Source organism: Stenotrophomonas sp. A3_2 (assembly GCF_036624925.1).
In the GTDB taxonomy this organism is placed as follows: domain Bacteria; phylum Pseudomonadota; class Gammaproteobacteria; order Xanthomonadales; family Xanthomonadaceae; genus Stenotrophomonas; species Stenotrophomonas hibiscicola.
The window spans coordinates 36,260-57,877 of sequence record NZ_JAZKVY010000250.1 but is presented as its reverse complement, the minus strand read 5'-3'; the positions used below and the strand labels follow the sequence as shown (position 1 = coordinate 57,877).

The following is a 21,618-nucleotide window of genomic DNA, read 5'->3' as shown; positions in this document are numbered from 1 at the left end:
GGAGATTGAACTGATGGATGTGCTGCTCGCCAACCCGCGTGGTTTCTGTGCCGGTGTCGATCGTGCGATCGAGATCGTCAAGCGCGCGATCGAAACGCTGGGCGCGCCCATCTACGTCCGCCATGAAGTGGTGCACAACCGCTTCGTGGTCGACGACCTGAAGCAGCGCGGCGCGATCTTCGTCGAGGAACTCGACGAAGTGCCGGACAACAACACGGTGATCTTCAGCGCCCATGGCGTGTCCCAGGCCGTGCGCCAGGAAGCCGAGCGCCGTGGCCTGAAGGTGTTCGACGCCACCTGCCCGCTGGTGACCAAGGTCCACTTCGAAGTCGCCCGCCACTGCCGTGCCGGCCGTGACGTGGTGTTGATCGGCCACGCCGGTCACCCGGAGGTGGAAGGCACCATGGGCCAGTGGAACCGCGAAGCCGGCACCGGCCAGATCTACCTGGTGGAAGACGTGGAGCAGGTTGCCACGCTGCAGATCAACCAGCCGGACAACTTCGCCTACACCACCCAGACCACGCTGTCGGTGGATGACACGCGCGGCATCATCGATGCGCTGCGCGAGCGGTTCCCGGCGATGCAGGGCCCGAAGAACGACGACATCTGCTACGCCACGCAGAACCGCCAGGATGCCGTGCGCGATCTGGCCAAGCGCTGCGACCTGGTGCTTGTGGTCGGTTCGCCGAACAGCTCCAACTCCAACCGCCTGAGCGAGCTGGCCCGCCGTGAAGGCGTGGAGTCGTACCTGATCGATGGCGCGCACGAGATCGACCCGGCGTGGGTGGCGGGCAAGCAGCACATCGGCGTGACCGCTGGCGCCTCGGCGCCGCAGGTGCTGGTCGACGGCGTGCTGGCACGCTTGGCCGAGCTGGGTGCCAGTGGCGTGTCCGAGCTGGACGGCGAGCCGGAATCGATGGTGTTCGCGCTGCCGAAGGAACTGCGCCTGCGCCTGGTCGACTGACCGGGAAAGGCCTCATCCACGCATGGCGTGGATAAGCACATCCATGACCTTTGGCCATGGGGCCGGCCATCGCACAGGCCTAGCATCGGAGGATTCTCCGATGCTGGAAGTTGCCGATGAAGACCCGTGCCCTGGCGATGTCGTTGCTGTTCGCGCTGGCCGCCACGCCCGCGCTGGCGCAGGCCTCGCCATCGGGTGATGCCGCAGCCCCAGGCCTGCTGCGCATCGATGTGGATGCACGTGACCTTGCCCGTCGCATCTTCAAGGTGACCGCCACCGTGCCGGTCAAGCCCGGTCCGGTCACCCTGCTGTACCCGCAGTGGATTCCCGGCAACCATTCGCCCACCGGCCCGATCGACAAGCTGGCCGGCCTGCGCGTGACCGCCAACGGCAAGCCGCTGGGCTGGCAGCGCGACCAGTACAACGTCTATGCGTTCAAGGTGGACGTGCCCGAGGGCGTCAGCGAGATCGTCGCCCACTTCGATTTCCTGTCCTCGCAGGGCGGCAGCCAGGGGCGGGTGGTGATGACCCCGGAAATGCTCAACCTGCAGTGGAACGCCAATTCGCTGTATCCGGCCGGCGTAGACGCGCGCAACCTGCAGGCGCAGGCCAGCGTGACCCTGCCCAAGGGCTGGTCGTTTGCCACGGCGCTGGAAACCGCGCACCGCGTCGGCGATACCGTGGTGTTCAAGCCGATCTCCTATGACCATCTGGTCGATTCGCCGTTGTTTGCCGGCGAGCACTACCAGCGCATCGATCTCGATCCGGGCGCGAAGGTGCCGGTGCACCTCAATGTGTTTGCCGACGAAGCCAAGTCGCTGAAGCCGACCGACGCGCAGATCACGATGCACCGCGCGCTGGTGCAGCAGGCCGACAAGCTCTATGGCGCGCGTCACTACAACCATTATGAATTCCTGCTGGCCTTGACCGATCGTCTTGGCGGCATCGGCCTGGAGCATCACCGCTCCAGCGAGAACAGCGCCGACCCGGGTTACTTCACCGAGTGGGACCGCAACGCGTGGATGCGCGATCTGCTGCCGCACGAGTACACCCATTCCTGGAACGGCAAGTACCGTCGCGGTGCCGACCTGGCCACCGCCAATTTCAACGTGCCGATGGGCGACAGCCTGCTGTGGGTGTACGAGGGCCAGACCCAGTTCTGGGGCCAGGTGCTGGCCGCACGCTCCGGGCTGTGGTCGGTCGCGCAGGCGCGCGACATGCTGGCCAATGTGGCCGCGACCTATGACCGTGGTCGCCCAGGCCTGGCGTGGCGGCCGTTGCAGGACACCACCAACGACCCGACCATCGCCCAGCGCCGCACGTTGCCGTACCGCAACTACCAGATGAGCGAAGACTATTACTCCGGCGGCCAGATGCTGTGGCTGGAAGTGGAAGGCAAGCTGCGCGAACTGAGTGGCAACCGCCGCAGCCTGGATGACTTCGCGCGCGCCTTCTTCGGCGTCGGCAATGGCGACTGGGACGTCAACCCGTACACCTTCGACGACGTGGTCGCGACCTTGAACGGCATCGCGCCGTACGACTGGGCGACGTTCCTGCGCGGGCGCCTGGACGGCCACGGCGCGTTGACCGGTGGCCTGGAGCTGGCGGGCTGGAAGCTGGTCTACCGCGATACGCCGAACGATGCCTACAAGGCGCAGGAGAAGCGCGCCAAGGCCGCATTGCTGGCGTACTCGCTGGGTGCGACGGTGCTCGACAACGGTACGGTCGGCGACGTGATCTGGGACAGCCCGGCCTTCAACGCCGGCTTGGCGCCTGGCATGAAGGTGATTGCCGTTGGCGGCCGCGAGTACAGCAGCCAGCGCCTGAAGGATGCGGTAGCTGCGGCGGCGAAGGACAAGGCGCCGATCGTGCTGCTGGTGAAGCAGTTCGACCGCATTGAAACCATGAGCATCGCTTACCACGGTGGCCTGCAGTACCCGGTGCTGGAGCGCATCACCGGCAAGCCTGACCGCCTTGCGGAGCTGTGGAAGCCACGATGAAGCCGCGCGCCGGCGATGGCGTGATCCTGCTGATGGCGATCCTCGCCATCATCGGTGCGTTCCTGGACGGTGACGGGCGCTGGCTGCATTGGCTGGCGAAGCCGGCGACCACGCTGCTGATCGCTGCCATCGCCTGGCGGGTGCGTGATCCTGCGCAGCCGACCTACCGGCGCGCGGTGCTGGCCGGCATGCTGCTGTCGTGCGTGGGTGACATCGCGCTGATGCTGCCGATGGACGCGTTCGTACCGGGGCTGGTGGCGTTCCTGCTGGCGCACCTCTGCTACATCGTCGCCTTCCGCGATGGCCTGCGTGCCGGGCGTGGGCTGCTGGCCGCCAGCGTCCTGCTGGCGGCCTTTGCCGTACTCAATGTGCTTGGCCTGTGGCCGCACCTGCCGGTGCCGATGCGTGTGCCGGTGCTGGCATACGTGGTGGTGCTGGCATCGATGGCAGCGCTGGCCCTGGCACGGCAGTGGCGCAGCCCGCAGCCCGGTGCCGTGGAAGCCCGAAGCGCCCGCTGGGCCGCGGCAGGTGCATTGCTGTTCGTCGCCAGCGATTCCCTGCTGGCCTGGGACCGCTTCGCCGGTGGCCTGCCGTTGGCCAGCCTGCTGGTGTTGTCCACGTACTATGGCGCGCAGTACGCCATCGCCCGCTCGGTGAAACAGCAAAAAGGGGACGGAGGGGATTAAGTCGCAATCCGCACCAAGGCACATACGACTTAACCCCTCCGTCCCCTTTTTGTGCGGCCTATCGGTGGTTCACGCCGCGCAGGGTGCCCTGCGCATCGAACTGCAGGCGCACGGATTCGCGGTCACCGGCCACTTCGTCCGGCAGCCACACCAGCTTGCCGCCCTTGCGCACGATCACATACACGTGGCCGACTTCGGATGCGGGGTTCTGCAGGGCATTGCGTTGTTCCTGCAATGCCTGCGCCACGCGCGGCACGGCCTCGAAATCGATGCTGGCCAGGGATGTGCTGCTGCGCTGCAGGCTGATGGTCGGCGCGAACTGCTGCGGGTTCACCGGATTGCCCTTGCGCCATTGGCCACGCTCGAAGTGGTAGCTGTCGACGTGGGTCGGCTGCTGCGGGTCGACCAGGTCCAGGTTGATGCGGCCATCGTCGTAGAAGTGGATGCTGTGGAACACCGTCAACCGGTGCCCGGCCAGTGCAGGCATCTGTTCCAGTGCCTGGCGGGCGGCCAGCAGGTAGTCCGCATCGAACAACCGGTTGCTGCGTTCGGGAACCGGCATTGATCGCGGTTCGGGAATCGGGGCGAGCGAAGCGGGCCTCTCGCGCGATGGCGGCATGGTGATCGGCGCGGTCGCGCGGTCAGCCTGCACCGAATGCCCCAGTGTTTCGCATATCGTCTGCAGCGCACCACCGGCAACGGCGGCGCCGGCCAGCACCAGCAGCACGGCGGAAAATACCACGGGTGTGGAAGGCGACCGCTTCATACAGCCTCCAGGCGCACATTGCTGCGGTCATCCGGGTCGTACAGCAGCGTGACCTGCTCGCGTGGAACGTTGGCCAGCTCGATCAACGGGATGAAGCGGCGCACGCTCACCTGCTGTATGCCACCTTCGCGGTCGGTGTATTCCAGCTGGAACTCCACCTGCGGCTGTTCGTTGAGGTAGGTGCCGGTCTGGCGCACCTTCAATACCCGGGCCTCCACACCGATGCCGCGGTACTTCAGCGCGTCTCCGCGGGCATCGGCGTGCAGCAGGCGGCCGAGCAGGCGCAGTCCCAGCGCATAGCCACACAGCACCAGCGGGCATACCAGCAGCGGGTGACCGAACGACAGGAAGGTCCAGCCCAGCCCCTCGTTCTGCAGCCGGTAGGCCAACACATAGGCAGCGGCAACGGCTGCGATGCCGAGTGCTGCACCGATGCCACGCCGCCACAGGCTGGCGACATTCAGTTCGGGCTGGGCACCGTCCAGTACCACGTCGGGAACGCGCCCGGCACCCGGCTCAGGCGTGCATCGACGTGCCTGCCGACGCCGAAGCGCTGCAGTTGCGGCTTGCTGTCGACTACCAGCAGCTGTTCGCGGATCGGCGTGCCGGACAGGTTCTTGAAGGACAGCTGCAGTTTCCATTGCGCGAAGCCACGCACCTGCACGCCGGTCTGTTCAGCGTGTTCGATCAGCGCATCGCGTGGTTCGCCATCGGCGAGGATCGAGCGAACGCGATGCAGGGCGCGTGGTGGGCCGAGCAGCAGGAAATGCAGGAACGCGAACAGCAGAGCGAGCCATGCAGCGAGCGACAGTGCCAGCAGCAACAGTGCCAGCCACGGTGCACTGCGATCAGCCAGCGCCACCGGCCACGAGGTGCCGAAATAGAGAATGCAGGGGAAGGGCAACGCGAAGAACAGCAGGAACGCGCCCCAGAACCAGAGATAGGCCTTCATGGGGGGAGGTCGCAGACCGGTGGAACAGGCCGCGTAGGTTACTACGCTCAGCGGAACTGCAGGGTAAGCAGGTAGTAGCGGCCGAGCGGATCATCCAGCCCCGGCATCTGCCCGCCATTGCCGACCAGGTAGTTCACCGGTTGCGTGTCGAGCACGTTGTGCACGTCCAGCGCCGCGACGACGCGCGGGCCGAGGCGGCGTGCCAGGTGCAGGTTCCAGCGCAGCTGGCGCGGATTCATGCAGTGGTTCTGTTCGGCCTGATCCTGCGGGCATTCGGCCCCCGGCAGCCAGGCACGGGTGCGACCGACCTGGTTGCCGCGCAGGGCGACGTCCCAGTTGCTGTTCTGCCATTGCGCGTTCAACACCGCAGCCAGTTCGGGTGTCACATGGCCGCGCAGGTCCACGGCGGCCCCGTGGTCACGGCGCCGACGCAGTTCCTGCTGCTTCAGCGCATCGAGTGAGAACAACCATTGGCCGTTCCTGCCGCTGTCGATGCGGTACTCGCCACGCAGGACCCAGTTGCGGGAGGTGGTGCGGCCGATGTTGTCGAACGACAGGCGCAGGCTGCTCAGGTAGCCGTCGTCATCCAGCTCCCAGGTGCTGCGATTCCACACCGCGTCGCTTGGCTGCAGGGCGAGGATCTCGTTGCGCAGTTCCACGATGTTGTGGGTCAGCGACAACGAAAACGTGTCGTTGGGTGTCCATGTGGCGGCCAGCGAATGGCTGCGCGATCGCTCGGCCTTCAGTGCATCGTTCTCAACCACGTTGGCCGTGACGCTGCAGCCGCCACTGGCCGTGGCCATTGCACATTCAGGAAGGGCACTGGACACCGGAAGCGTGATCGACCCGAAGTAGCCCGGGGGGCGCCGTTGCTCGAACAGGCTCGGCGCACGGTAGCCGCGTCCGCTGGCCAGCAGGAACGACCAGTGAGGCGTCGGGGTCCAGCGCAGTCCGGCACGTGGCGAGAACGCCATGAAGCCGTCGTCGCGGTCCCAGCGTGCGGCCAGGTCCGCGCGCAGCGTGGGTGCCAGTGGCAGGCCCAGCTCGGTATAGACACCGCTGCTTTGCCGCGACAGGCGGCGTTGCTGCTGCGGCAAACCCAATGCAAGGTCGCCCTGGCTCAGCAGCGCATCCGGATGCGAGGTCCAGCGCTCATGGCGCAGGTCGATGCCGGTCGCCAGTTGCGCATTGCCCCCAGCCATCGCCATCAGCTCACGCTGCACGCCCCACCAGCCCTGCCACTGTGCAGTGCTGCCGCGGTTGCGGATGGATGGGAACAGCGCGTCCATATCGGCTGCCGGCGGCGCGTCGAAGCCGGGAATGAACCTGCGTGCCTGCGTTGCTTCAAGCAGCAGCGCCGTGCGCACCGTGCCTGCCGTGGACAAGGTGACTTCGCTGCGCTGCGCACTGATGCCGGCTTCCCAGCTGCGCCGGCCCTGGTCACGTCCGATGCCGAAGGTGACGTCCGTATCGGTGGCGCGGACCTTGGGACGCACGTTGCCGGCCTCACGCAGCACACTGTTGAAGGTGATGCCCCGCGACACCACCGCAACGGCGGTCGGGCCCAGGTCGAAGCGCTGGCGGTTGTGACTGGCCCGCACCTCGGCATAGGCATAGCGTCCCTCACCCCGTTCGTGCCGGTAGCGGAGGTAGGCCGACGCGGTATCCGAGGCCGGTTGCAGCGAACGCGGCCGGGCGCTGTCGAACCAGCAGCCGTCCTCGCGCCGCTCCAGGGGCGGCTCGCAGCGCCGCGCGGGCACGTACCAGTTGCCCAGGATCGCGCCGATCGGATACAGCGAGGTTTCCGCATGCCAGTCACGCTGGTCACCGGCGACATGTTCGACACGGTGCAGATCGAGACCGGCAAACCAGCGGTCTCCGTTGCCACGTGCGCCGCCCGTGGCGGCCTGCAGGCGGTACTGGCCCGCGTCGCCAAGGCTGCTGAGCCCGGTCTGCAGCATGGCTTCGGGCCCATCGGCCTGGTCGCGCAGGATGATGTTGACCACGCCGGACATGGCATCGGCGCCATAGATGGCCGAGGCACCGCCGCGTACCAGTTCGATGCGGTCGACGAAGCTCAGCGGAATGCCGCCGAGGTCGGTCAGCCCACCCTGTTCCAGCGACACCATCGGATAGCGCGGCAGGCGCCGGCCATTGACCAGGAACAGCGTCGCCCGCGGTCCCATGCCATCGAGGCTGGTGGTGGCCGCTGCACCCACCGGCAGGTACTGCGAATCGCCGCCGCGCGAGGTGCTCATGGCAGGATGGCCGTTCATGCCGGGCAGGTGCCGCAGCAGGTCGAACAGGTTGCCGTAGCCACTGCGCAGGATGTCGTCACGATCAATGGTGGTGACTGGCAGCGTGGTCTGCACCGAAGAGCGTGGCAGCCGGCTGCCGGTGACGTGGATGGGAGCCAGTTCCACCTCGTGCGGCGTGTCGGCGGACCTGGGAGGCGGGCGCGGCAGACGCGGGGCGGTGAACGCTGCCGGCGGCTTGGCAGGCTCGGCATGGACCCGCCGCACGACAAAAGCACCCGAGGACGTGCGCAGGATGTTCACCGGCAGGCCGGCAACCAGTTGCTTCAGCGAAGCCCCGGTATCGCGCTGGCCACGGGTGCCATCGGTGCGCAGACCCTCCAGTTCACGTGCGTCGAACAGCAGGGCGGTGCCACTCTGCCGGGCCCATTGCTGCAGTGCCGGTACCAGTGGGCCGGCGCCCACGTCGATCGCCAGCGTGCCCGCGGGCGTGCCGGCATCGGCCATCGGTACTGCGGCAACGCCCAGGGCAAGGCATAGCAGGGCCCGGAGCAGCCCCCACTGCAGCGCACCCGGACCTGCCTTCACTGCCGGTCTCCTCAGTACGTGCGGCGCAGTTCCAGCGCGCCATCCGGACGCGTCTGGCCAGCCACGGACCACCCCAGTTCCAGCGCCGACAGCAGTTCCTGCGCATCGCCGGCACGGAAGGTACCGCTCACGGCCAGGCTGGCGATCTCAGGATCGGCGATCACCAGCGGCGTGCGGCCGTAACGGTTCATGCGTTCGACCACGATCGACAGGGGGGTGGCATCGAACACCAGTTGCCCCTGCAGCCAGCCTTCAGCGGCGGCAGTGGAGGAGAGGGCAGGGCCTGGCTGGATACGGCCGGAAGGCAGAACCTGCAGCTGCTGGCCGGGCGCCAGCGTGTGCTGCGCTGCGCCGCTGCTGACTTCGACGGCACCTTCCAGCAGCGCGACCTCGACCAGGCCGTCGCGCAGGCGTTCCACCTGGAAGGTCGTGCCGATGTCGCGGATCGTACTGTCGCCGGCGCGCAGTTGCAGCGCCTTGTTCGACGGTGCGACCTGCAGTTGCAGCCGGCCCTGCTCCAGCACCAGCTCACGATGGCGCCAGCCGAAGCGGGCGCGGAGAGTGGTGCCAGCATCCAGCATGGCGACGCTGCCATCGGCCAGTGTCTGCTGCTGTGGCTGGTGCGAATCATTGGCGTAGACCTGTGGCGTCGGGTTGCCGTCGACGGCAGCCATCCAGCCGATGCCGATCGCCATGCAGACACCGGCAGCAGCGGCCACGCCCGGCAACCAGCGCCGGCGCGGCGGACGCGCCGCGCGTGCCGCAGCGGTCCGCAGCCAAGGGTCAGCCGCAAGCCCAGCGCCCTTCTGGAACAGGGTTTCGGCCTGCACCCAGGCTTTGACGTGGGCCGGATCTTCGGCCAGCCAGTCCTCGAACGCTTCGCGTTCGGCCGATGTGCAGTCCGGGGCTTCCAGGCGGGCTACCCAGGCGCTGGCGCGTTCAAACAGCTGTGCATCATCCCTGTGCGGGGTGCCACTCATTGGCCGTCCCTGTCGTTGTGCAGTGGATCCGATCCCAACTCCCGACGCAGGCCCTGCAGGGCGCGGGCGATATGTTTTTCCACGGTCTTGGCAGTAATTCCACAATGCCGCGCGATCTGCGTGTAGCTCATGCCGGTGATGCGGTTGAGCAGATAGACCTCGCGTGCGCGTTCGGGCAGCTTGAACAGGGCCTGCCGCAGCAGGGACAGCATCTGCCCCGACTCGGCCTGGCGCAATGGATCGGGCGAGGAACTGGACGGTTCGTCGCTGCCATCGTGTTCGGCCAGCGGCAGATGCGGCCGCGACAGCGGTGAGCGGCCGCGGTCTGCCAGGCGGTTGCGGGCGATACGATACAGCAGCAGGCGCAGTTCGTCCGGACCCTGTGCGCGGTAGCGGATCAGCCGCTCCATGCAGTCCTGCGCGATATCCTCCGCATCCTCAGGCCCAACCCCCCGCGTGCGCAGGAACGCGCACAGCGGTGCGCGCTCTTCGCGCACGAACGCGATGAAGGCATCCGCAGGTGCGGGTAGCTCCGGCGCGCGATGGAGCAGGGGAGACGGGGTGGACAGGGCTGGCCTCGACGGTGGGTGGCGAATGCGTCGTCGAGTTTTACGCGACGATGACCGGATGGGGAAGAGTGTGCATCGATCGAATTCCCATTGTGAATGTATTCATTTTTTAGGATCCGTTCCACTGGGGGAGATCACCCCGCTGTGGCGTTGATCGCTCCATCCGCGTGTTGCGGGTGGAGAGAGAGCACATGAAGTATTCGACGTTGAGCCTGGCCCTGGCCGGGCTGATGGGCGTTGCCGCCATATCCGTGGTGGATGACGTCATGGCAATGAATTATCACGTGCAGGGCGATCGCATCTTCCTGAGTGGCGATGTGACCTACGCCGACGTGGTGTCCCTGCCGGCACTGCTGGCCAAGGCGCAGGCCGAAGGCCGGCCGGTCCGCGAGGTGGTGCTGCGCACGTCCAACGGTGGTGCGTTGATCGCCGGCGAGTGGCTGCAGGGCATCATCCGCACTTCCGGACTGAACACCATCGTGTCCGGCAATTGCATCTCGTCCTGCTCGATCATGCAGTCTGGTGGCGTCGAACGCTATCTGGCCGGCGATCTGCCGCTCATCGACTCGGTGCAGATCCACGCGGCCAGCAGCGGCGGCAAGGTGATCTACACGCCGTCGCCGCGCATGACCCAGATCTACACCGGCAACTACGGTGGTGGCATGGATGCCGGGCTGCTGCACAAGGCCATGTACGAAGTGGTGAAGCCGAACGGCCTGCTGGTGTTTCGCGATCCGGCACGCAGCACCGGTTCCTCGGTCACTTTCGACCCCGATGGCAGTGGCAGCAAGCTGGAGTCGTTCCCCGGCCAGGATATCTACAGCAACAGGATCATCACCGCGAACGGGTACCGCGATCCGGGCGACACCTTGAATGTCACCGCCAACGTGACCGGCGACATCAACCCCGGCTACCTGCGTACCGGACGCCAGTTGCAGGCGTTCGTCGATGATGATTTCGCGCGCTGGAATACCGACTGGCGATCCACCTACATCAATCTCGCGCAGAGCATCTACAACGCATCCAGCAAGGGTCCGCAGGGCATCGGTGCGCTGTCGGTGCAGGGTTACCTCAGTGACCCGGACATCCAGGACCTGTTGCTGTCCAAGCTGCGGCTGGCTGATCTGGATGTCTCCACGCTGGACAACGCCATGGGCGTGATCCGGGTGAGCAACGGCGCCACCTGGCGCACGTCCGCGACGACGGGTGCGGATTTCATGCTGGTCGACAACGGCACCATCGCGCTGGAAGGCGGTGCCCTGCGCGCATCGGAAGTGCGCGTGCTCGGCGCAGGCATGCTGGTCGGCCATGGCGACGTGGCGGGTACTGCGATGGACCGCGCTGCATTGCTGGACGGCACCGGCCCGTCGTACCGCGAAGACGGTTTCAACCGCCTGCGCGTGTTCGGCACGCTGATGCCGCGCGGTGGCGACCTGGTCACCCATGGCTACGTCAACATCATGCCGGGCGGCAAGGTGCTGTTCGACGTTACAGAGAATGGCGGCACCGCTGCAGGCCGCCTGCGCGTGGGTACCTTCTTCGATGACGAGCAGACCGAGGGGGCACTGGTGATCTCCAAGGGTGCCTTCCTCGAACTGAACGTGGCGCAGGGCTACTACGGCCAGGATTTCCGTCGTGATCTGGTTGAGGGCCCGATCTACCAGGGTGGCTTCGAAGAGGCCGTGCGCCTGGGTGACACCGGCTACGGTGCCAGCATCAGCGGTGATGTGTTCCGTCCCCGCCACAATTCGCTGTTGAGCTTCAACGTGAAGCAGACGGCCGACGGCCTGTGGCTGACCGCCAACCCCGGCTTTGACCAGCTGGGCCTGTTCGCCAACGGTACGTCCGGCGACGGCCTGGGCCGTGCGCTGGCGACGGCCTCCGATCGCCAGGACAAGGGGCTGAGATCGCTGCTGGGCGCACTGCAGTTCGCCGACCGCGATGTGATCGCACAACAGGCCGGTGCCCTGCGCGGTGATGCGCACGCCAGCCTGCGCCTGGCAGACACCGCACTGGTGGGCAGCATCGGCAACGTCGTGCAGCAGCACCAGTCGGCCATGCGCAGCGGCGGCGATGCCGATGGCCTGGCCTCGCAGGTGGCGCAGTCGGTCTCCTCCCAGCCGGGCATGCGCCATGGCAGCCTGTTCAACCAGCTGGCGATGCACCTGGTCGAACCGGCGCCGGGCAGCGTTGCGGGTAGCGGTGACGCCGGACGCAGCCATGGCATCTGGGCACGTGGTTTCGCCAGCCATGGCCGCATCGATGCCGACGGTGGCGTGGCCGGCCTGAGCCACAACATCGGCGGCATCGTGGTCGGTGCCGACACCCGCGTGGCCGATGACCGCGTGACCCTGGGCGTCAGCGTGGCCGCGGCGGACATGTCGACCAAGGCCAGCGATGGCTCTGGTTTCACCGGTGATGTGCGCGCGCTGGACGTGGGCGGTTACCTCGATGCGACGTACGCGCGCGGCTATCTGTCGGCGGCCGTGCGCTACACCGATCTGCGGCATGACACCCGTCGCAGCATCGGCGGTATCGATGGCCTGCAGCAGCCCCTGCGCGCGAAGTACAGCAACGATGCGATCTCCGCACGTGTTGAACATGCGTTCTCGTTCACCACCGGCAAGGGCCTGGTGATCCAGCCGTTGCTGCCGGTGGTGGACTACGCGCGCACTTCGGCCACCCGCTTCAACGAAGGGCAGGGCGCCGGTGCGCTGGTTGGCCGCAGTGGCAGCCTGGAGAGCATCCGCGTGGGTGCGGGCCTGCAGCTGTTCAAGACCTTCGAAGGCAACAACGGTGAGCGCATCACCCCGCGCGCCCGGGTGGTCTGGCAGAAGGAGCTGGGCGATTCGCAGGCCCGCTACAGCACCGGCTTCGCCGCAGCTCCGGATCTGGTGTTCGGCGCCAGCAGCCAGGCGGTGGGCGAGCAGGTGCTGGCCTGGAACCTGGGTGTGACCAGCCGTGCCAGCGAGCGGCTGTCGATCATGGCCGATTACGTGGGCGAGCGCCGCGACGGGCAGATCCAGAACGGCGTGATGCTGGGCCTGGGCTACAGGTTCTAAGTGGCACCCGGCACCGGCGATGACGGCATCGCCGGTGCCATCCCAACGCGGGCGCTGCTGCGGTATGGTCGGTATGGCATTCCACCCAGGCCCATCCATGCAGATCGCCGTCTTCAGTGCCCGTCCCTACGACCGCCGCTTCCTTGATGAGGCGAACCAGCGCGATGCAGCTGGGGACGGCTTTGCGTTCGTGTACTTCGATGTGGCGCTGGACGTGCACACGGCGGCGCTGGCGCAGGATTGCGCAGCCGTATGCGTGTTCGTCAACGACCGCCTGGATGCGCCGGTACTGCACGCCCTGCATGCGGTCGGGGTGCGGGCCGTGCTGCTGCGATGCGCAGGTTTCAACAACGTGGATCTGGCGGTTGCAAAAGCGCTGGATCTGTTCGTCGCACGCGTACCGGCCTATTCGCCTGAAGCCGTGGCCGAGCATGCGCTGGCGCTGGTGATGACCCTCAATCGGCAGACCCATCGCGCCTACAACCGGGTGCGCGAAGGCAACTTCATGCTCGATGGCCTGCTCGGGCGCACCCTGCATGGCCGCACCGTGGGCATCGTCGGTACCGGCAAGATCGGCCTGGCCACTGCGCGCATCTTCAAGGGCATGGGCTGCATCGTGCTGGGACACGACCCGTATCCGTCGGCTGCGTTCGGCGGAATCGGCGATAGGGTCGGGCTGGATGAACTGCTGGCACGTGCCGACATCGTGTCGCTGCATTGCCCGCTGACGCCTGAGACCCACCACCTGATCAATGACGCGTCGCTGGCGCGGATGAAGCCGGGCGCGATGCTGGTCAATACCTCGCGCGGCGCACTGGTCGATACCCATGCGGTGATCCGCGCGCTGAAGGCGCGCCGGCTGGGTCATCTGGCCATCGACGTGTACGAGCAGGAAAGCGCGCTGTTTTTCCAGGACCTGTCCGGCGAGATCATCGACGACGAGGCCTTCCAGCGCCTGATGACCTTCCCCAACGTGCTGGTGACCGGCCACCAGGGCTTCTTCACCGTGGAGGCGCTGCAGGAGATCTCGGCGATCACGCTGGGGAACCTGCGGGACTTTGCCGAGGGGCGGGTGTGTGCGAACCGGGTGTAGCGGGCTGAGCCGGGTGGATTGACCGCCGGGGCGCCCAGCCCGTAAAATCGCGGGCTCCGCCGGAATAGCTCAGTTGGTAGAGCGGCGCATTCGTAATGCGTAGGTCGCAGGTTCGACTCCTGTTTCCGGCACCAGTTGCAATGAAAAGCCCCGGCCTTTGGCCGGGGCTTTTTGTTTGGCCGATTGGCGGCGCGACGCCATCAACGCCGCGCCATCCCCGCATCCTTCGCCAGCCACCACGCCAGCTGCTGGAGATAACCACCCGCTGCTCCCGCCAATGCGCCGATCAGCAGGCGTGCGAGCACTCTGGTCCCGCGGCTGGCCCGCTCGCGTACCCATGGCAGCACCGCGACCACCTGCGCACCCAGCAACAGCATCAGTACGTCCAGTCCCGACGCATCCACCAGCGGCAACAACGGCAGCAGATCCGGATTGCAGGCCAGCACGATCACCAGCGTAGCCCCAAGCACGGCCATCAGCCGGCGCCCGGCGGGCAGGGTGGTCCAGCGCAGCAGTCGTTCGATCATGCGCATGACGTTCCTCGGGTCATGCGCGAGAACCCTCGTCAGGCCCAACCGCCCGCACCGGTTGCCGCAGCACGGTCTTCAATCTCGCCGCGTCGGTCTTTCGCGGATCACTCAGGTAGATCTCATGGTGGGGGCCGGCAAAGGTGTAGCCCAGCGAAGGCATCAGTTCGTCGTGCAGATGAGCCAGGATCGGGCCTTCGTCATCGTAGGCGCCCACATGCAGGGTCTGCAGGCAGAGGCCTTCCTCAAGCACCCTATGACGAAGGCCAGCCGGTGTCTCGCCCAGCTTCTTCGTCGCCTTGGCGATGGCGGTCTCCAGTTGCCCTGGGCTGATCCCATCCGGCGTACGGATCATCACCGTCCACGACCACTCGTCCTTGCGGCGTGCCACAAAGCTCGCCGGGTCGTCGGCGGTCCAAAGCGCTTCCAGCGGCGGCACTACGTAGTCCCGGCCCTCGGCCTTCAGCGCGAACTTCAGTGCATAGCTCACTGCATACAGCCACTGCACCGACTGCAGGTAAGCCGGGGCGGTATTCGGGTCGCCGCGGCCGTCGATCATCAGGTAGGGCAACGGCGGCACCTCCACTTGGACGAACCGGCCTGCCGGGGGCTGGTACAGCGCCCGGTCGCGCTTCTTGAAGTCGATCTTGTCCATGGCGTCCCTCCTGCCTGGAGCATCCCATGTTCCTGTCTGTCCGCGCACCTGAATCTGTTCAGGCGACTTTGCCGAGCGCGGCGGATCACCGGCCGATGCCATCGTGCGTGCGCGGTGCGACAACGTGTCGCAGCCAGAATCGGGCCTTTCCTGCGCTCGATCAATGTCAATGCCTTTCTTAAATGATGGGTGACGGCCTAAAATTGAAAGGCTGACTCGACCCCACCTGCCTGCCTGTCTTCCGGACCGGTGGGACCGGCTTTGGCCGGAACAGGCAGGGACGGGGAACGGCATTCCCTCGCAATTGGATCGACCGATGATTCCGTTGAAAACCCTTGGGCGCTGGTTGCGCCCGGGCCTGCTGCTGTCGTTGCTGGTGATGCTCACCGGCTGCGATGCCGTGGCCATCCTCAGTCCGAAGGGCCAGATCGGCCAGGATGAGAAGACCCTGCTGATCACGGCCACCGTGCTCATGCTGCTGGTCGTCATCCCGGTCATCATCATGACCCTGACGTTCGCGTGGAAGTATCGCGCCTCCAACACCAAGGCCCGCTACGAGCCGAAGTGGTCCCACTCGACGGCGATCGAGGTGGTGGTGTGGTCGATCCCGTGCATGATCGTGCTGGTCCTGGCGGTCCTGACCTGGCGCTCGTCGCACGCACTGGATCCGTACCGTCCGCTGGATTCGGACGTCAAGCCGGTCACCATCGAGGCGATCTCGCTGGACTGGAAGTGGCTGTTCATCTATCCGGAAGAGAAGGTGGCGGTCGTCAACGAAATCAAGTTCCCGGTCAACACGCCACTGAACTTCAAGATCACGTCCGATTCGGTGATGAATGCGTTCTTCATCCCGCACCTGGGCAGCATGATCTACTCGATGGCTGCGATGGAGACCAAGCTCCACCTGATCGCCAACGAGACCGGTGAATTCCCGGGCATGTCTTCGCACTACAGCGGCGCGGGCTTCGCCAAGATGCACTTCACCGCCTACTCGGTCACCGATGCCGAATACCGCCAGTGGCTGGACCAGGTCCGCGCCGGCGAGCAGACCCTGGACAAGGCCTCGTTCAAGGCCCTGGGCGAAGCACGCAACGCCGAGTGGTATCCGGTCACCTACTTCGGCAAGACCGAAGAAGGCCTGTTCGACTGGGTCATCGCCAAGCACATGGGCGACAACAAGCATTACGGCATGAAGCACTCGCATGCCGGTGCCGCCGCTGCCGACGCCGCCACCCATGAAGCGCACGAGGGCCACGCCCCCAGTGATGCGCATGATTCCAAGGAATCGGGTGAAAACCTGGATGCCAACGAACACGAACACGCAGGCCATGCCGGCCACGCGGGTTCGGGAGAATGAACATGTTGGGAAAACTCTCTCTTGAGTCGATCCCCCACGATCCGATCGTGCTGACCACCCTGGTCGGCGCGGTGCTGGGTGGCCTGGGCGTCGTCGCCCTGATCACCAAGTTCAAGCTGTGGGGCTATCTGTGGAAGGAGTGGTTCACCTCGGTGGACCACAAGAAGATCGGCGTGATGTACCTCATCGTCGCCTTCGTCATGCTGCTGCGCGGCTTCTCCGACGCCATCATGATGCGCACCCAGCAGGCGCTCGCCGTCGGCGGGTCCGAGGGCTACCTGCCGCCGCACCACTACGACCAGATCTTCACCGCCCACGGCGTGATCATGATCTTCTTCGTGGCGATGCCGCTGATCACCGGCCTGATGAACCTGGCCGTGCCGCTGCAGATCGGTGCGCGTGACGTTGCGTTCCCGTTCGTCAACTCGCTCAGCTTCTGGCTGTTCGTGGCGGGCGCGGTGCTGATCATGCTGTCGCTGTGGATCGGTGAGTTCGCCGCCACCGGCTGGCTGGCGTTCCCGCCGTTGTCGGGTATCGAATACAGTCCAAGCGTCGGCATGGACTACTACATCTGGGGCCTGCAGGTGGCGGGTTTGGGTACCACGCTGAGTGGTATCAACTTCTTCATCACCATCCTGAAGATGCGTACCCCCAGCATGAAGCTGATGCAGATGCCGGTGTTCACCTGGACTGCCCTGGTGACCAACGTGCTGATCGTCGCTGCCTTCCCGGTGCTGACCATCACCCTGGTGCTGCTGACCCTGGATCGTTACCTGGGTACGCACTTCTTCACCAATGATGGTGGCGGCAACGCCATGCTGTACATCAACCTGATCTGGATCTGGGGTCACCCGGAGGTGTACATCCTGGTCCTGCCGGCGTTCGGTGTGTTCTCCGAAGTCATCGCCACGTTCTCGCGCAAGGCGCTGTTCGGCTACAAGGGCATGGTGTACGCCACCGCCTGCATCGGCGTGCTGTCGTTCATCGTGTGGCTGCACCACTTCTTCACCATGGGCTCGGGTGCCAACGTCAATGCCTTCTTCGGCATCACGACGATGATCATCTCGATCCCGACCGGCGTGAAGATCTTCAACTGGCTGTTCACCATGTTCCGCGGTCGCGTGCACTTCACCACCCCGGTGCTGTGGACGATCGGCTTCATGGTCACCTTCGTCATCGGCGGCATGACCGGCGTGATGCTGGCGATCCCGGCCATCGACTTCGTGCTGCACAACAGCCTGTTCCTGATCGCCCACTTCCACAACGTCATCATCGGCGGCGTGGTGTTCGGCATGTTCGCCGGCATCACTTACTGGTGGCCGAAGATGTTCGGCTTCCGCCTCAATGAGTTCTGGGGCAAGTGCGCGTTCTGGTGCTGGTTCATCGGCTTCTACGTGACCTTCATGCCGATGTACGTGCTGGGCTTCATGGGCATGACCCGTCGCCTGCAGAGCACCGTCAACCCGGCCTACGAGCCGCTGCTGCTGGTTGCTGCCTGCGGTGCGTTCATCGTCGGCGCCGGCATCCTGTGCCAGATCATCCAGGTGGCCGTGTCGATCCGCGACCGCAAGAAGACCGTGGACCTGACCGGTGACCCGTGGGATGCCCGTACGCTGGAGTGGGAAACCTCCTCGCCGCCGGCCTTCTACAACTTCGCGACCCTGCCGGACGTCACCGAGCTGGACGATTTCTGGGAACGCAAGCAGCGTGGTGAAGCCTGGCCGAAGCCGGCCAAGTACACCGACATCCACATGCCGCGCAACACCGGCACGGGCGTTGTCATCGGTGCCTTCAGTCTGGTGTTCGGCTTCGCGATGATCTGGCACATCTGGTGGCTGGCCATCGTCGGCTTCGTCGGCATGATCGCCACGTTCATCTACCGCACCTTCGACCAGGACGTGGACTACTGGGTCCCGGCCGCCGAGGTGGAACGCATCGAGAACGCACACCGCAAGCACCTGGAAGCCCAGGGCCTGGTGAAGTCGGAGCTGAAGGCATGAGCACCAATACCTCGACCCTGAGCCCTGGGCACGCCGCACACGCGGCGGCCCATGGCCATGACGACCACGAGCACCACGACACCGGCGGCAACACCGTCTTCGGTTTCTGGGTGTACCTGATGAGCGACTGCCTCATCTTCGCCTCGCTGTTCGCCACCTACGTGGTGCTGGCAGGCGGTACCGATGGTGGCCCCACCGCGAAGGACCTGTTCGAGCTGCCGTTCGTGGCGTGGGAAACCGCGCTGCTGCTGACCTCGTCGCTGACCTTCGGCCTGGGCATGATTGCCATGCACCGCAAGCAGATGGGCCAGATGTACCTGTGGCTGGGCATCACCTGGCTGCTGGGCTTCGGCTTCATGTGCATGGAAGTGTGGGAGTTCCAGCATCTGATCCATCAGGGCTACGGTCCGGACCGCAGTGCCTTCCTGTCGGCGTTCTTCGCCCTGGTCGGTACCCACGGCCTGCACGTCAGCGCGGGCCTGCTGTGGCTGCTGGTGATGTTCGTGCAGCTGAAAAAGTACGGCCTGACCGCGACCAACAAGACCCGCATGGCGTGCCTGAGCCTGTTCTGGCACTTCCTGGACCTGATCTGGATCGGCGTGTTCTCCGTCGTCTACCTCAATGGAGCGCTGTAATGGCACATGACAACCATGCACACGACCACGGCACCGGCGGCGAAAGCCACGGCAGCGTGAAGTCGTACCTGATCGGCTTCGTGCTGGCGGTGGTGCTGACCGTCATCCCGTTCTGGATGGTGATGTCGGGCGATTTCTCGCGCACCGTCAACGGTGTGGTGATCGCGGTCACCGCGGTGCTGCAGATGCTGGTCCACCTGGTGTTCTTCCTGCACCTGGACCGCTCTTCGGAAAGCCGCTGGAACGTCAACGCGGCGGCCTTCACCGTCGTGGTGATCGGCATCATCGTGATCGGCACCCTGTGGGTCATGCACAACATGAACGTGCACATGATGCACTGACGTCCTCGCGACGTTGCCACGCAGAAAGGCCGCCCTCGGGCGGCCTTTCTGGTTTTCCGTTGTCCGGTAGTGCCGGCCGCTGGCCGGCAATTGCGGGACGCCGGCCAGCGGCCGGCTTTACCCCGCCACCCGGCGCAGGAACTCCTCTGCCTCCATCGGCCGGCCCAGGTGGTAGCCCTGCAGCTGGTCGCAGCCCAGCTCGCTCAGGTACTCGCGTTGCGCCTGCGTTTCCACGCCTTCGGCCACCACCTGCAACTGCAGGGTGCGGCCCAGCGCAATGATCGACGACACGATGGCGGCATCTTCGTCGTTGCATTCCAGATCACGAACGAACGCGCGGTCGATCTTCAGTTCGGTGGCCGGCATGCGCTTGAGCTACAGCAGGCTGGAATAGCCGGTGCCGAAGTCGTCGATGGCGATGTGCACGCCCATCGTGGTCAGGTCGTTGAGGATGGCCAGGCTGGCATCGACGTCCTTCATCGCCGTGGTCTCGGTGATCTCCAGGGTCAGCCGTGCCGGTTCGATCCGGTGCCGCTCCAGCACCTCGCGCACGCTGTCCAGCAGTGCCGGCGAGGCGAACTGCAGCGGCGACAGGTTCACCGCCATGGTCCATTCCGCATGCCCGGCATCGTGCCATGCCCGCAGTTGCGCGCAGGCCTGGTCCAGTACCCAGTCACCGATCGGCAGGATCAGGCCGCTGCGTTCGGCGATCGGAATGAACACATCCGGCGCCAGCAGCCCCAGCTCCGGGTGCTGCCAGCGCAGCAGCGCCTCGGCGCCGGTAGCCGGTGCGCCCGCGGCCGGGAATTTGGGCTGGTAATGCAGGATCAGTTCGTTGCGGGCGATGGCCTTGCGCAGGTCCTGCAGCAGGCGCAGCTGGCGATTGGCACTGAGCTGCATCGAGGGAGTGAAGAAGGTATAGCCGTTCCGCCCGGTTTCCTTGGTGTGGTACATCGCCGCATCGGCGTGCGCCATCAGTTCGCGCTCATTGCTGGCGTCGTCCGGGTACAGGGCGATGCCCAGGCTGGCGCTGACCTGCAGTTCGGCCGCATCCAGCGTGAACGGCTCACCGGCGGCGGCAATGATGCGCTCGGCCACCACCACCGCATCGTCGGGAATATCGATGGCCAGCACGATCACGAACTCGTCGCCGCCGAGGCGGGCGAACGTGTCCTGCGGGCGCAGCAGGCCGCCGATGCGCTGCGCCACCGCCACCAGCAGGCGGTCGCCAAGCTGGTGGCCAAAGGCATCATTGACCGCCTTGAAGCCATCCAGGTCGCAGAACATCACCGCCACCGCATGATTGCGTCGCCGCGCCTTCTCGATGGCCTGCTCGATGCGGTCCTGCAGCAGCATGCGGTTGGGCAGCTGGGTCAACGGGTCGTGCAGTGCCGCCTGGATCAGCTTGTCGTTGGCGTGCGCCAGCGAATCGGCCAGCAGCCCGGTGCGCACGCGCATCTGCCGGTCGAACAGCGAGGCCACCAGGGCGATGCCCAGCGTGGCCACGGTGGTGACGATCACCAGCACCGCCAGCCAGCGCGTGTCGACGCCGCCGCTGCCGACGGCGCCACAGATGCTGCCTTCGGGGAAGCGCGCCGCCGCCATGCCGGTGTAATGCATGCCGACGATGGCCAGGCCCATCACCAGCGATGCGAGCGCGCGCAGCAGCAGGGTGTTGCGCTGCTCGGCGCGCAGCCGGAAGGCGATCCACAACGCTGCACCTGCGGCACCGATGGCCACCGCAATGGAGGCGGCGAACCAGCCGGGGTGATAGTCGATGCCCGGCTGCATGCGCATCGCGGCCATGCCCAGGTAGTGCATGGTGGCAATGCCCAGGCCCATCAGTACCGCACCGGCCAGCAGCCGCCGCCACGGCAGGCTGGAGCGCGACACCAGCCACAGCGCATAGGCCGAAGCGCCGATCGAGACGGCCAGCGAGTACAGGGTGATGCCCAGGTCGTAGCCGACCGGAATCGGCAGGTCGAAGGCCAGCATGCCGATGAAATGCATCGACCAGATCCCCAGGCCCATGGCCGCCGCGCCACCCGCCAGCCACCAGCGTGCCACGCGCCCCTCGGCCGTGGCCAGGCGGCCGGCCATGTCCAGCGCCGTGTACGAAGCAAAAATGGCCACCAGCAGCGAGATGGCGACCAGGCTCTGACTGTAACTGCCAGTCATGTTGAATCCA

Annotated in this window: 15 protein-coding genes, 1 tRNA gene and 2 pseudogenes; 10 read left to right on the top strand and 8 right to left on the bottom strand. The window is 65.9% G+C overall.

Annotated elements, in window-relative coordinates:
• Positions 1-13 precede the first annotated feature (13 nt).
• The 3 genes from ispH (at position 14) to R5H29_RS10190 (ending at position 3,650) form a co-directional block, all read left to right on the top strand.
• Positions 14-964, top strand: coding sequence for a 4-hydroxy-3-methylbut-2-enyl diphosphate reductase (gene ispH / locus R5H29_RS10200; RefSeq protein WP_019659291.1), 951 nt, complete (start codon positions 14-16; stop codon positions 962-964).
• A 116-nt stretch (positions 965-1,080) separates the two neighbouring features.
• Positions 1,081-2,964 carry a peptidase M61 gene (locus R5H29_RS10195; protein WP_332329134.1) on the top strand — a complete coding sequence of 628 codons (1,884 nt, stop codon included), beginning with the start codon at positions 1,081-1,083 and terminating at the stop codon, positions 2,962-2,964.
• On the top strand, positions 2,961-3,650 hold the full coding sequence (locus tag R5H29_RS10190) for a lysoplasmalogenase (protein WP_180876093.1): 690 nt from the start codon (positions 2,961-2,963) through the stop codon (positions 3,648-3,650). The genes R5H29_RS10195 and R5H29_RS10190 overlap by 4 nt, the downstream gene beginning before the upstream one ends.
• Before the next feature lie 58 nt (positions 3,651-3,708).
• Here the strand turns inward: R5H29_RS10190 and R5H29_RS10185 are convergent, their stop codons facing one another.
• From R5H29_RS10185 to R5H29_RS10165, 5 genes and pseudogenes are all read right to left on the bottom strand, one after another.
• The gene (locus R5H29_RS10185; protein WP_332329133.1) at positions 3,709-4,416 is read right to left on the bottom strand and encodes a hypothetical protein; all 708 of its coding nucleotides are present in this window, start codon (positions 4,414-4,416) and stop codon (positions 3,709-3,711) included.
• Positions 4,413-5,368: pseudogene (locus R5H29_RS10180) on the bottom strand (hypothetical protein). Before R5H29_RS10180 ends, R5H29_RS10185 begins: the two are co-directional and overlap by 4 nt.
• Before the next feature lie 47 nt (positions 5,369-5,415).
• Complete coding sequence (locus tag R5H29_RS10175; RefSeq protein WP_332329132.1) at positions 5,416-8,211, bottom strand: TonB-dependent receptor domain-containing protein; 2,796 nt, start codon at positions 8,209-8,211, stop codon at positions 5,416-5,418.
• Positions 8,212-8,222: 11 nt separating this feature from the next.
• Complete coding sequence (locus R5H29_RS10170) at positions 8,223-9,191, bottom strand: DUF4880 domain-containing protein (protein WP_019659285.1); 969 nt, start codon at positions 9,189-9,191, stop codon at positions 8,223-8,225.
• Positions 9,188-9,697, bottom strand: coding sequence for an RNA polymerase sigma factor (locus R5H29_RS10165; protein ID WP_332329136.1), 510 nt, complete (start codon positions 9,695-9,697; stop codon positions 9,188-9,190). The genes R5H29_RS10170 and R5H29_RS10165 overlap by 4 nt, the downstream gene beginning before the upstream one ends.
• Before the next feature lie 254 nt (positions 9,698-9,951).
• Here R5H29_RS10165 and R5H29_RS10160 point away from each other — a divergent pair, with 254 nt between their 5' ends.
• From R5H29_RS10160 to R5H29_RS10150, 3 genes are all read left to right on the top strand, one after another.
• The gene (locus tag R5H29_RS10160; protein ID WP_332329131.1) at positions 9,952-12,822 is read left to right on the top strand and encodes an autotransporter outer membrane beta-barrel domain-containing protein; all 2,871 of its coding nucleotides are present in this window, start codon (positions 9,952-9,954) and stop codon (positions 12,820-12,822) included.
• Between the two features lie 97 nt (positions 12,823-12,919).
• Entirely contained in the window at positions 12,920-13,915 is a 996-nt protein-coding gene (locus tag R5H29_RS10155; protein ID WP_111101813.1) for a 2-hydroxyacid dehydrogenase, read from the top strand.
• A 58-nt stretch (positions 13,916-13,973) separates the two neighbouring features.
• A tRNA-Thr gene (locus R5H29_RS10150) sits at positions 13,974-14,049 on the top strand.
• A gap of 66 nt (positions 14,050-14,115) precedes the next feature.
• On the opposite strand, the gene R5H29_RS10145 is transcribed toward R5H29_RS10150, so the two are convergent.
• Both R5H29_RS10145 and R5H29_RS10140 read right to left on the bottom strand, forming a co-directional pair.
• Positions 14,116-14,448 (bottom strand): hypothetical protein, encoded by a 333-nt coding sequence (locus R5H29_RS10145; RefSeq protein ID WP_019659277.1) that lies wholly within the window; start codon positions 14,446-14,448, stop codon positions 14,116-14,118.
• Between the two features lie 13 nt (positions 14,449-14,461).
• Positions 14,462-15,097, bottom strand: coding sequence for a GyrI-like domain-containing protein (locus R5H29_RS10140; protein WP_134730337.1), 636 nt, complete (start codon positions 15,095-15,097; stop codon positions 14,462-14,464).
• Positions 15,098-15,413: 316 nt separating this feature from the next.
• Between R5H29_RS10140 and cyoA the strand changes: the two genes are divergently transcribed.
• From cyoA to cyoD, 4 genes are read left to right on the top strand one after another with little or no spacing between them, the layout of a single operon-like run.
• A complete protein-coding gene (cyoA, locus tag R5H29_RS10135; RefSeq protein WP_014646391.1) occupies positions 15,414-16,454 on the top strand; it encodes a ubiquinol oxidase subunit II in 1,041 nt (346 codons plus the stop codon).
• Positions 16,455-16,456: 2 nt separating this feature from the next.
• Complete coding sequence (cyoB, locus tag R5H29_RS10130; RefSeq protein WP_019659275.1) at positions 16,457-18,454, top strand: cytochrome o ubiquinol oxidase subunit I; 1,998 nt, start codon at positions 16,457-16,459, stop codon at positions 18,452-18,454.
• Complete coding sequence (cyoC, locus tag R5H29_RS10125; protein WP_164144653.1) at positions 18,451-19,089, top strand: cytochrome o ubiquinol oxidase subunit III; 639 nt, start codon at positions 18,451-18,453, stop codon at positions 19,087-19,089. Before cyoB ends, cyoC begins: the two co-directional genes overlap by 4 nt.
• Positions 19,089-19,430, top strand: coding sequence for a cytochrome o ubiquinol oxidase subunit IV (gene cyoD / locus R5H29_RS10120; RefSeq protein ID WP_005415725.1), 342 nt, complete (start codon positions 19,089-19,091; stop codon positions 19,428-19,430). The genes cyoC and cyoD overlap by 1 nt, the downstream gene beginning before the upstream one ends.
• A gap of 117 nt (positions 19,431-19,547) precedes the next feature.
• Here the strand turns inward: cyoD and R5H29_RS10115 are convergent.
• Positions 19,548-21,608 (bottom strand): annotated as a pseudogene (locus tag R5H29_RS10115) (putative bifunctional diguanylate cyclase/phosphodiesterase).
• Positions 21,609-21,618: the final 10 nt, after the last annotated feature.